We start from the raw sequence: 11,640 nt of genomic DNA on the forward strand, positions 1-11,640 counted from the left end.
CTTCACTCGTTGCGTCTTTCAGCGCGCCGCGGCGCAGAGGATTTCGGCGCAGGCGACCTGCTCGCCATCGACACGTGCAATACCGATGTACTGCGCCATGTTGCGGATCTGCCGCTTGAGCACGACCTCGAGGTCGAGTCGGTCGCCCGGCACCACCATCCGGCTGAACCTGGCGTTGTCCACCTTGACCAGGTAGAACGCCTGCTCAGGATCGTCGTTTGAATCCTTGGACAGTTGCGTCAGCAGGCCGCCGGCCTGGGCCATTGCTTCCACAACCAGCACTCCGGGCATCACCGCGCGGCCCGGGAAATGACCCTGGAAGAACGGTTCGTTGGCGGTGATGTGCTTGTAGGCCAGCACCCGCTTGTTGGGCTCCAGCTCGACCACCCGGTCCACCAGCAGGAACGGATAGCGATGCGGGAGCAAGCGCTGGATGTCGCCGATTGTTACGGGAAGCGTGATGGGCAGGGTTACAGACATCTGGTTCATTCCTTGTCGCCGGCATTCAGGCGCCGGGCGAGGGTATCGAGTTGCTTGAAGCGTGCGGCGCTCTTGCGCCAGCTGCGATTGTCCATCAATGGCGTGCCCGATGAATATTCACCTGGCTCGTGGATCGAATGGGTGACCAGGGTCATCGCGGTGATCACCACGCGGTCGCAGACTTCCAGGTGGCCAAGAACCCCCGCACCACCACCGATCAGGCAATGCCGGCCGATGCTGGCGCTGCCAGCCACCGCCGAACATCCGGCCATCGCGGTATGCGCGCCGATACGCACGTTATGGCCGACCTGGATCTGGTTGTCCAGGCGCACGTCCTCTTCCAGCACGGTGTCGCCGAGTGCGCCACGGTCGATAGTGGTATTGGCGCCGATTTCGCAATCGTCGCCGATCCGAACGCCACCCAGCTGCGGCACCTTGATCCAGTGGCCGTGGTCCATTGCGATGCCGAATCCGTCTGCGCCGATCACTGCGCCGGGATGGATCAACACACGTTGGCCCAACCGCACCCGCGCAACCAGGGTGACCCGCGCCACCAGTTCGCAGTCCTCGCCGACCTGGCAGTCTTCGCCGATCACGCAACCCGGCCCGATCATCGTGCCGGCGCCGATGCGGCTACGCGCGCCGATGCTGGCATGCGGGCCGATGCTGGCGGTCGCAGCGACGATCGCATCGTCCGCGACCACCGCGCTAGGGTGAACGCCGGTAGTGCGTGCTGGTTTTACATCGAACAACGCGGCGATGCGTGCGAATGCGGCATGTGGGTTGGAAGCCACGATCGCAAGCCCCTTCACTAAGTGAGCATTGGTCGCATCAATTATGATCGCCCCTGCCTTTGATGCCTCAAGATATTTTCTATATCTATTGCCATAAAAAAAAGAGACTTCCGACTGGCCTGCGAATTCAAGTGCCGCTACACCGCTGACAACAAAGTTTTTGATTGGTGGAACAACGGCTTCTATGCCGACAAGACGAATAACTTCAGCTAATGAGTTCATGTAGTTGACAGCTTCTTTTTTTGCGAAGTAATCTACTTGCGCCTCATCTAGATGAGGCTGTAATTTAGAGGCATTGCAGGCTAATTTTAAATATTAATAAGGAGATCAATATGAAAATCAAGAAGAAGCTGCTAATGGCAGTTACATGCGTGTTCCTATTTGGCGCAGGAATATCTTCGTCGTTCGCCGCCCGTGTTAACTGCGGCAGTTGCTACGAGTATTATATTCGATGCAACCAACATACACCTAATGAAGATTGCCAAGGCAATCTTGACTATTGCTTAAATCACTGCAACTGAGGGGTATTCTGTTTTCCATGTCGATATTAAGTATTCTTGCTTCTGAATAAATTTTCGCGCCAGGATAATATAACTGGCGCTTTTTCTAAGAAAGGAACTGGCCGTGAACAAGTTTACTTCTTTTGTGGCAACTTCCGCATTACTCGCGGGGTCACTTTGGGCAGGTATCGCATTGGGCCCTAGGTTGCCAGGACTTGTCGGGGAGGTTTTCCCGTGGACTTTATACGATAATTTTCAATATAAAAATTCAATGGGATTGCAGGCCGACCAACTATATATATTTACTACCTCGACTTGCCCTTATTGCAAGCGCCTGAGAGGATTTTTGAAAGAGAATCACATTGCATATACGGAATTTACGACCGATAAATCAAAAAGTGCTCTAACGTTATATGAAAAAATCGGAGGAGAAGGTGTTCCTGTTTCAATAATACGGGGGAAAAAATTTGTTGGGTTTAATTCAAGAATAGGTGAGCTTATTAAGAAATCGACCCAAGGTTAGCCCTGTTTTTAAGGCGAGCTACAGCTGGCCGCCGAAGGTGAACTGCAGCCGCTCGATCTGGTCGCCGGTCTGCTTGCGCAAGGGGAACGCATAGCTGATCGACAACGGGCCCATCGGTGATCGCCAAAGCAGGGAGACGCCGGTGGAGACGCGCAATTCGGATGCGCTGAAGTTCTTCCAGCCGTCATAGACGTTGCCGAAGTCGAGGAACGCGGACACGCGCGCGGACGGGCTGTCGATCAGTTTCGGGAAGATCGCCTCGAACGAGCCGGCCAGCAGGAACGAACCACCAAGCGGCTGGCGATAACCGGTGTTGGAGGCATACGACGGGCCCAAGGTGTTATCGGTGAAGCCGCGCACCTTGCCCGCGGCGGCAATGCCGCCCGCGTAGAAATTCTCGAAGAACGGCAATCCGCTGGCCGTCAGGGTCTTTGCGTAGTCCGGTGACGTGGGCAGGCACGGTACGGTCGGAACAGCTCCCGGTACTATGGTGTCGAGGATTCCGTCACCGTTGCTATCCACATACGTATCAGCCGTGAAACAAACGTTGCGGACGAAGTTCTTTCCGTAGGAATCACCATAGCCGAGATTCACGCCAGTACGCAGCACGACTGCCCGATTCAGCAGCCAGTACTTGGAGAAGTCGTACTGCAGTTTGTAGTACTCCACCGTGGAGCCTGGCAGTGCCACTTCCACGGACACGCTCTGGTTGCTGCCGATCACCGGCATGAAATAGTTGTCGCGGGTGTCATGCGACCATCCTGCCTGGGTGCGCAGGGCATGGAAGGTGCGGTTGCCGACGGCATCGATATAGTCGAGCAATGGCGGGGGTGTCGAGCCCGGGAATGCGAGGATCTTGTTGCTGTCGATGCCGAACATCAACGAGACCGAATCCGATTCGCTGAGCGGCAGGCCCATGAAGACCTGTGCGGCACCGTTGGTGGTGGAGTATTGGGCGACGTTGTAATTGGAATAATCGAAAGCGCTCCACGACACGTTGTAGCCGAGCGATACTCCCTCATCGGTGAAGTAGGGATTCATGAACGAGAAGTTGTACTTCTTCTGGTAGACGCTGCGGCTGAGCGCCATTGAAACGCGATTGCCGGAGCCGAGGAAGTTGTTCTCGGATAATTGCAGCGACAGGTTGAGGCCGGATAGCTGGGAAAAGCCCACGCCCGCCGAGATACTGCCAGAGGTGGTTTCCTTGACGGTATAGACCACATCGACCTGATCGTCGCTACCAGCGACGGGCTGGTTCTCGACTTCAACTGTCTCGAAATAGCCCAAACGAGACAGCCGCACCTTGCTGCGATCAATGGCCGACTGCGAATACCAGCTGCCTTCGAACTGGCGCATTTCGCGGCGCAGCACCACGTCGGCGGTACGGGTATTGCCCTTGAACACGATCCGCCGGACGTTGACCCGCGGCCCCGGCTGGACCTGCAGGTCGATGCTCACCGTGCGCTTGTCGCGGTCGATCTGCGGGATCGGGTTGACCTGGGCAAAGGCATATCCGATGTTGCTCAGGCGGGCCGTGATCGTATCGGTGGCGATTTCGACCAGTTGCCGGGAGAACACGTTGCCGGATTGCAGGAAGGCGGTGGCAATCTTCTCGATTTCCTCCTTGGGCAGGATCGTGTTGCCGGAGACGGTGACCCCCGAGATGTTGTAAGCCTCGCCTTCGCTGATGCCGGCGGTCAGGTACATGTCCTTCTTGTCCGGGCTGATCGCGACCTGGGTCGAATCCAGGCTGAAATCAAGGAAACCGCGGTTGAGGTACCAGGCATTCAGCTTTTCGATGTCGCCCGAGAGTTTTTCGCGCGAATACTGGTCGTCTTTCTTGTACCAGCTCAGCCAGGTGCTGGTGTGCGATTCCCAGCCTTCGGTGATGTCCTTGTCGGAATACAGCTTATTGCCGACCAGGTTGATGTGGCGGATCTTCGCGGCCTTGCCTTCCTTGATGTTCAGGGTGACATCGACGCGGTTGCGGTCGAGTGGGGACACGCCCGGGTTGATCTTGACGTTGTATTTGCCGCGGTTGTTGTATGCACGGTTCAGTTCTTGGGTCACGCGGTCGAGGGAGAGACGGTCAAAGGTCTCGCCTTCGGCCAGGCCGATGTCCTTGAGGTTCTTCAACAGGTCTTCCGACTTGAGGTCCTTGTTGCCGACCAGGGTCAGCTTGTTGATCGCCGGGCGCTCGACCACGGTGACCACCAGGATCCCGCCCTGGTGGTCCAGGCGCACGTCCTCGAAGAAGCCGGTCTTGTACATCGCGCGTATCGCCTCGGCGGCGCGTGCCTGGTCGAGGGTGTCGCCACGTTCGACCGGCAGATAGGTGAACACGGTGCCTGCACCGATGCGTTGCAGGCCATCGATGCGAATGTCGCTGACCTTGAAGGGTACGAACGTCGACTGCGCCCAAGCCGGCAGCGACAGCGCCGAGATAAGTGCAATGGTGAGCAGGCGGCGGGACATGGGTCGGGTCATTCTTGACATCCTGATTGCAAAACATGTGGGGTCGAACATGTTGCGTGGTTGCCGGCAATGCCGGCAGTAGGCGTGCGTTTCACTACGACACCAGGTGCAGGATGTCGTTGTAGAAGGCCAATCCCATCAGCCCCGCCAGCAAGGCGAGGCCGAGGTACTGGCCTGCGACCATTGCGCGTTCGCCCAGTGGGCGACCGATGGCCAGCTCGATAAGGTAATACAGCAGGTGACCCCCGTCCAAGACGGGGATCGGCATCAGGTTGATGATCGCAAGGCTGACCGACAACAGGGCCAGAAAGTTCAGGAACCAGGCCGGGCCCATTTGCGCGGATGCATTGGCGTACTGGGCAATGGTGATCGGCCCGGACACATTGCGCACGGATGCGCTGCCGTTGACCATTCGCCACAGCATGCCCAGCGAATCCCGGGCTAGCTGCCAGGTTTCGCCGACAGCAGCCGGGACCGCTGCCAGTGGCCCGTAGCGCAGGACGGCATCGTGAGCTGGAGCCTGGGTGAAGGCGTTGCCGATGCCGAGCCGCCAACTGCTGCTGCCGTCCGGGTTGTTGAGCTTTTGCGGCACGACTTCCAGCGCCAGCCGCTCGTTGTCGCGTTCGACCTCGATCATGCCCGGGCCGCCGCGCTTGCCGAGCGCGTGGATCAGCGGGGCGATGTCCTCGAAGCTGGCCACCGGATGCGCATCGATGGCGGTGATGCGGTCACCCTCGGCCAGCACGCCCCAGGCTGGCGAGCCTTCCTGAATCGAGCCGGCGACCGGTGGCAGCAACCGGTAGCGTGGGATCAGGCCAGTGGCCTCGACCGCGCGTTGCTCGTCGAACCCGGCAGGCAGCCGATCCAGGGCCAGGATCCGGGTCGCTTCGCCACCATCGGCATGGCGAACGGCCAAGGTGGCCGGCTTGCGGTCCATCGCAGCCACCGTGAGCGCCAGTGCGGCCTCGCTCCAGGTCGGGGTGGCGCGGCCATCGATGGACTGGATCGCATCGCCCACCTGCAGGCCGGCCTGCGCGGCAAGTCCATCGGCCTTGCCGACCACGGCAGCATAGTCGGGCCGGCCGATCACCAGCATCGCCCATAGCAGAACGACCGCCAGCAACAGGTTGGCCACGGGACCCGCTGCAACAATCGCAATACGGGCCAGCACCGGCTTGCGGTTGAACGCGCGGTCGAGTTCGGCTTCGGGGACATCGCCCTCGCGCTCGTCCAGCATCTTTACGTAGCCACCGAGTGGCAGTGCGGCGATCACGTATTCGGTGCCGTCCTTGCCGTGGCGCGACCACAAGGCGCGGCCAAACCCAACCGAGAACCGCTGGACCTTCACCCCGCAGCGGCGTGCGACCCAGAAGTGGCCGAATTCATGGAATGTGACCAGCACCCCGAGTGCGACCAGCATCCACCACAACGAGCCAATAATCGTGCTCATGCGTGGAGGTGCCTGCGGGTCATGGCGCGGCTGTCCATCTTGGCGGCGTTGTCGATCAAGTTCCGGGCCTGCGCGCGTGCCTGCGAATCCGCGGCCAGCAGGGTGTCGAGTGAATCGGCAGGCTGCATCGGTACAGCATCCAGGGTGGCGGCAACAGTTTCGGGAATGGACAGGAAACCGATCCGGCCCTGAAGAAACGCTGAAACGGCTTCTTCATTGGCGGCGTTCAACACCGCAGGGGCGGTGCCGCCGGCCTGAAGTGCGCGAAATGCCAGTGCCAGGCAGGGGAATGCATCCTGGTCTGGCGCCTCGAAATCCAGCCGGCCGCCCTGGGTCAACAGGTCCAGTGACCCAACCCCGGATTCAATCCGCTGCGGCCAGCCCAGGCCTACCGCCAGCGCCGTGCGCATGTCCGGCAGGCCCAGTTGCGCCAGTGAACTGCCATCGATGAAGTCGACGATGGAGTGCACCAGCGATTGCGGATGCACCAGCACGCGGATGCTCTCGCCCGGCACGCTGAACAGATGGTGGGCCTCGATGACTTCCAGCCCCTTGTTCATCAACGTGGCCGAATCCACCGAGATCTTCGGGCCCATCGACCACTTGGGATGTGCCACCGCCTGCGCTGGCGTCACTTGCGCCAGTTCGCCGCGGCTGCGGCCACGGAACGGGCCGCCTGATGCGGTCAGGGTGATCCGTGACAGTGCCGACGCATCGGCACAGCTCGACAAACATTGGCCGTCGGCCCGCCCGTGGACGGCCGACAAACATTGGAAGATCGCGTTGTGTTCGCTGTCGATCGGGATGATGGTGGCGCCGCCTTCGCGCGCCGCGGTCATCAGCAGTTCGCCGGCCAGTACCAGCGATTCCTTGTTGGCCAGCAGCAGGTGCTTGCCAGCGTGTGCGGCCGCCAACGTGGACGACAATCCGGCAGCCCCGACAATGGCGGCAACCACGGTGTTGCATGCGTCGCTGGCCGCCAGCGCGTCCAAGGCCTGTATGCCGGCGTGGGCCTGCGTAGCCAGGCCGGCATCACGCAGGCCGTCGCGCAGGCGGGCATACAGCGATTCATCGGCGATCACCGCGTGCGCGGGCCGATGCGCCTGGCACAGCGTGAGCAGGGCATCGACCTGGCGTCCGGCGGCCAGCACGCTGGCGCGCAGCCGTTCCGGGTGGCGCGCGATCACGTCCAGCGCGGATGCGCCGATCGAGCCAGTGGCGCCGAGGATTGCGACCTGCCGCATCGATCAGAACCCCAGCCAGATCTTGCCGAGGGCAAATACCGGCAATGCCGCCAGCACGCTGTCCACGCGATCCAGCACGCCGCCATGTCCGGGGATCAGGTTGCCGGAGTCCTTCACGTCGACATGGCGCTTGAGCAGGCTTTCGAACAGGTCGCCAACCACCGAGAACCCCACGCTGGCCAGCGCGACTAGGGCAATCGCCGGCAATTGGTCGACTGTCGCGCCTGCCAATGGCGCGCCGAGCATGGCGACCACCAGTGCCAGCAACAGGCCGCCAAGTAGTCCCTCAATCGTCTTGTTGGGGCTGATCCGCGGCGCCAGCTTGCGGCCGCCAAACCATTTGCCACCGAACTTGCGACCGGCAAAATATGCTCCGGTATCCGCCGACCAGACCAGGAACAGCGCAAGCAACAACCAGCGGTGTCCGTTTGGCGGGCTGACGTGGATCAGGACCAGTGCACACCAGGCCGGGACTACGGCCAGGGTGCCGGCGGCCAACTTGAACACGCGCGCATGGCTGTCGTGGTCGGAGGCGAAGCGGTAATGCTTCATCCACAGCATCGCCAGCAACCACCAGACCACGCCGATCACCACCACCAGTTGCAGCAGCACGAATGAGCCGCCCCGGGTGGGGCGCGAGGCCCAGACCAGTGCGACCATCAGGGCCAGGTTGAGCAGTATCAGGATGGTGCGGGCCAGCGTGTCGTCGACTTCGGCCAGCTTCAGCCATTCCCACAACGCCGCCAGGAACAGCAGGGCGCTCAGCGCAGCCAGGATTGGCGTGGGCACGAACAGCACGCTGAGAATCGCGATTGGCGCCATGATCAGCGCAGCCAGCAGGCGCGTTTTGGTCATTCGGTTCCCCTGGATGCGGTGGTCGCTATCTGTGCGCCGGTCAGGCCGAAGCGACGCTCGCGCCCGGCATAGTCGTCAATGGCGCGCTGCAGTGTCGCTGCATCCACGTCCGGCCACAACGTATCGGTGAACCACAGTTCGGTGTAGGCCAGCTGCCACAGCAGGAAATTGCTGATGCGGATTTCGCCACCGGTGCGGATGAACAGATCGGGAGCGGGCAGGTCGGCAAGCGCGACACGCGCGTTGATCGCAGTCTCGTCGACCTGCTCAGGGCGCAAGTGGCCATCGGCGACATCCTGCGCCAGGCTGCGTGCGGCATCGGCGATGTCCTGGCGGCCGCCGTAGCTGGCGGCGATGTTCAGATGCAGCCGCGTGTTGCCTGCGGTCAGTGCCTCGGCAGCCTGCATGCGGGCGAGCAGGGCGGCATCGAAGCGCGAACGCTCGCCGATGAAGCGCAGCCGCGCGCCAAGCCGGTGCAATTCGTCGACTTCTCGTTCGAGTGCTCCAAGGAACAGCTTCATCAGCCCGCCGACCTCATCCAGCGGGCGGTTCCAGTTTTCACTGGAGAACGCGAACAGGGTCAGCGCGCCGATGCCGCGGTCCAGGCAAAACTCCACGCAGCTGCGCACCGCGCGCGCACCAGCACGATGGCCGATGATCCGTGGCCGGCGCCGCTGCTGCGCCCAACGGCCATTGCCATCCATGATGATGGCGATGTGGCGTGGGATCACCTTTGCCGTTGATGACTCAGGGGTCATGACGCAAGGCCGCCGCCAGCGCGAGCGCAGCCAGCCAACATCAGACCGCCATCAACTCGGCTTCTTTGACCTTGGCGACCTCATCCACATCCTTGATCGACGCATCCGTCAGCTTCTGGATGTCGGCTTCCGCGCGGCTGGACTCGTCCTCGGTCAGCGTCTTGTCCTTCAGCAGTTCCTTGACCTGGTGGTTGGCGTCGCGGCGGATGTTGCGGATCGCGACCTTGGCGTCCTCGGCCTCGCTGTGCAAGACCTTGGTCAGGTCGCGGCGACGTTCCTCGGTCAGGGCCGGGATGTTGAGGCGGATCACGGTGCCGGCAGTCGTCGGGGTCAGGCCCAGGTCAGAACCCAGGATGGCTTTCTCCACCGGGCCGACCATCTGCTTTTCCCAAGGGGTAATCGTGATCGAGCGCGCATCGGTGATCGCCACGCTGGCCACCTGCGACAGTGGCATGTCTGATCCGTAGTAGTTGACCTTGATGTGGTCGACGATCGCCGTATTGGCGCGACCGGTGCGCAGCTTCACCAGGTTGTGGCGTAGCGCCTCGATGCTCTTGCACATGCGGGCCTGGGCGTCATTCATGATCTCGTTCAGCATCGCGGGCTCCATCGTCTGCGGTTAACCTCGGGATTATATCCGGGATCGCACGCGGCCCGGCTGCTGGCTGGGAATCGATGGGTTCCTGCGGGCTATGCGCGAGGATGGCGCTAGGCGTGGTGCGGGTCGTTCTCACCATGGCCGCCGTGTGGCGCGCGGTCATGGTCGTCGTGTTCGCAGGCGCTGCCGCGCTCGATCTGCACGGTTGGATGGTTGATCCCGAATTCCGCGTCCAGGCCATCGTTCAACATGTCGATGAAGGCATCGTGGTCTGCATCATCGGCACGAACCAGGTGCGCGGTCATCGCGATTTCGCCCGCGCCCAGCGACCAGATGTGCAGGTGGTGCACTGCCGACACACCTTGCTGAGCCAGCAGCCAGTCGAGCACCCGTTGCTGGTCGATACCGCGTGGAACTGCGTCCATCGCTGCGTTGAACGCATCGCGCAGCAGGCCGAACGAGCCTACCGCGACCACCACCGCGATCAGCAGCGCGGTAGCCGGATCCAGCCAGGCCCAACCGAACACCCAGATGCCTGCGCCAGCCAACACCGCTGCCACTGACACCGCCGCGTCAGCGATCAGGTGCAGGTAGGCGCCACGGCGGTTGAGGTCGTGCTCGTGGCCCTCGCGCACCATCCAGGCGGCGCCAAGATTGATCACGATGCCGATCGCCGCGACCACCATCACCGGAATACCGGGGACATCGGGTGGCGCGCTGAAGCGGCGGATCGCCTCCCATCCCAGCGCGCCGGAAAACGTCACCAGCAACAGCGCATTGGCCAATGGCGACAGCAGGGTGGCGCGCCGCCAGCCGTAGGTATGGCGCTCGGTGGGTGCGCGCTTGGCCAACACCGCCGCGCCCCAGGCCAGGCTGAGGCCGAGCACGTCGCCGAAGTTGTGCAGGGCGTCCGACAGCAATGCCAGCGAGTCGGTGGCGAACCCATATCCGGCCTCGAGCACCGTGTACGCCAGGTTGATCAGGGTCACCCAGGCGAAGGCACGGGTGGCGTCATGGCGATGGGCGTGGTGATCGTCGTGGGAATGCATGCGTGCATGTTGCCCGAGAAACAGGCGTGGACACTATTTCATTGTGGGTCGATCGCAGCATTCGCAGGAGCGCCCTTCAGGGTGCGATAGATGCCGCGAATCGCGCCCTGAAGGGCGCTTCTACAGAAGACCCATGCGTCTTTGTCAGCTGCGTCCCTGCACCAGGGTGCCGATTGCCTCGCCGCGCAGCAGGCGCAGCAGTACGCCAGGCTGGCTCATGTCGAAGATGCGCAGTGGCAGGTCGCTGTCCCGGCACAGCGCGAACGCGGCGGTATCCATCACCTGCAGGTTGCGGATGATGACCTCGTCGTAGGTGAGGTTGTCCAGCTTGACTGCGTCTGGGTACTTCTTCGGGTCCTTGTCATATACGCCATCGACCTTGGTGGCCTTGACCAGCAGGTCGGCGCCGATTTCGATCGCGCGTAGCGCGGCGCCGGAGTCGGTGGTGAAGAACGGGTTACCGGTGCCGGCAGCGAAGATCGCGATGCGGCCTTTTTCCAGATGGCGGATCGCGCGGCGGCGGATGTAGTCCTCGCACACGTCGTTGATCTTGATCGCGCTCATCACCCGCGCCTTGGCGCCCAGTTTTTCCAGCGCATCCTGCATCGCCAGCGCGTTGATCACGGTGGCCAACATGCCCATCTGGTCACCGGTCACCCGGTCCATGCCGCCGGCAGCTAGCCCGGCACCGCGGAAGATGTTGCCGCCACCGACGACCAGTGCGATCTCCGCGCCGGCGTCGCGCGCTTCGATTACCTCGTGGGCCAAACGGCTGATCACCTTGGGATCGATGCCGTAATCCTCGTCGCCCATCAAGGCCTCACCGGATAGCTTCAACAGGACACGGCGATAGGCCAGGTTCGACATGCTGCAAACTCCGTTAAGTGCGGGGACGGGCGTGGTGTTGCGCGGAA

11 protein-coding genes are annotated in these 11,640 nt (G+C 61.9%); 1 reads left to right on the forward strand and 10 read right to left on the reverse strand.

The annotated features are described in order from the left end of the window. Positions 1 to 18 precede the first annotated feature (18 nt). Together fabZ and lpxD are read right to left on the reverse strand one after the other, a co-directional pair. A complete protein-coding gene (gene fabZ / locus PSV05_RS02905; protein WP_300061155.1) occupies positions 19 to 480 on the reverse strand; it encodes a 3-hydroxyacyl-ACP dehydratase FabZ in 462 nt (153 codons plus the stop codon). Between the two features lie 5 nt (positions 481 to 485). Next, positions 486 to 1,496: a UDP-3-O-(3-hydroxymyristoyl)glucosamine N-acyltransferase gene (gene lpxD / locus PSV05_RS02910; RefSeq protein ID WP_300061158.1), complete on the reverse strand. Its 1,011-nt coding sequence runs from the start codon at positions 1,494 to 1,496 to the stop codon at positions 486 to 488. Between the two features lie 402 nt (positions 1,497 to 1,898). Here lpxD and PSV05_RS02915 point away from each other — a divergent pair, with 402 nt between their 5' ends. Then, complete coding sequence (locus PSV05_RS02915) at positions 1,899 to 2,297, forward strand: glutaredoxin family protein (RefSeq protein ID WP_300061161.1); 399 nt, start codon at positions 1,899 to 1,901, stop codon at positions 2,295 to 2,297. Between the two features lie 18 nt (positions 2,298 to 2,315). Here the strand turns inward: PSV05_RS02915 and bamA are convergent, their stop codons facing one another. From bamA to pyrH, 8 genes are all read right to left on the reverse strand, one after another. Then, positions 2,316 to 4,784: an outer membrane protein assembly factor BamA gene (gene bamA / locus PSV05_RS02920; RefSeq protein WP_300061164.1), complete on the reverse strand. Its 2,469-nt coding sequence runs from the start codon at positions 4,782 to 4,784 to the stop codon at positions 2,316 to 2,318. 82 nt (positions 4,785 to 4,866) lie between these two features. Further along, positions 4,867 to 6,222: an RIP metalloprotease RseP gene (rseP, locus tag PSV05_RS02925; RefSeq protein ID WP_300061167.1), complete on the reverse strand. Its 1,356-nt coding sequence runs from the start codon at positions 6,220 to 6,222 to the stop codon at positions 4,867 to 4,869. Continuing rightward, positions 6,219 to 7,466 (reverse strand): 1-deoxy-D-xylulose-5-phosphate reductoisomerase, encoded by a 1,248-nt coding sequence (locus tag PSV05_RS02930; RefSeq protein ID WP_300061170.1) that lies wholly within the window; start codon positions 7,464 to 7,466, stop codon positions 6,219 to 6,221. Before PSV05_RS02930 ends, rseP begins: the two co-directional genes overlap by 4 nt. 3 nt (positions 7,467 to 7,469) lie before the next feature. Then, a complete protein-coding gene (locus PSV05_RS02935) occupies positions 7,470 to 8,321 on the reverse strand; it encodes a phosphatidate cytidylyltransferase (protein ID WP_300061173.1) in 852 nt (283 codons plus the stop codon). After that, the gene (uppS, locus tag PSV05_RS02940) at positions 8,318 to 9,079 is read right to left on the reverse strand and encodes a polyprenyl diphosphate synthase (RefSeq protein WP_300061176.1); all 762 of its coding nucleotides are present in this window, start codon (positions 9,077 to 9,079) and stop codon (positions 8,318 to 8,320) included. The genes PSV05_RS02935 and uppS overlap by 4 nt, the downstream gene beginning before the upstream one ends. A 40-nt stretch (positions 9,080 to 9,119) precedes the next feature. After that, a complete protein-coding gene (gene frr, locus PSV05_RS02945) occupies positions 9,120 to 9,677 on the reverse strand; it encodes a ribosome recycling factor (RefSeq protein WP_300061179.1) in 558 nt (185 codons plus the stop codon). Between the two features lie 110 nt (positions 9,678 to 9,787). After that, positions 9,788 to 10,726 (reverse strand): cation diffusion facilitator family transporter, encoded by a 939-nt coding sequence (locus PSV05_RS02950; protein ID WP_300061181.1) that lies wholly within the window; start codon positions 10,724 to 10,726, stop codon positions 9,788 to 9,790. Positions 10,727 to 10,870: 144 nt separating this feature from the next. Further along, positions 10,871 to 11,593: a UMP kinase gene (gene pyrH, locus PSV05_RS02955; protein ID WP_300061185.1), complete on the reverse strand. Its 723-nt coding sequence runs from the start codon at positions 11,591 to 11,593 to the stop codon at positions 10,871 to 10,873. Positions 11,594 to 11,640: the final 47 nt, after the last annotated feature.

Origin of the sequence: Thermomonas sp. (assembly GCF_029945965.1) — a bacterium.
In the GTDB taxonomy this organism is placed as follows: domain Bacteria; phylum Pseudomonadota; class Gammaproteobacteria; order Xanthomonadales; family Xanthomonadaceae; genus Thermomonas.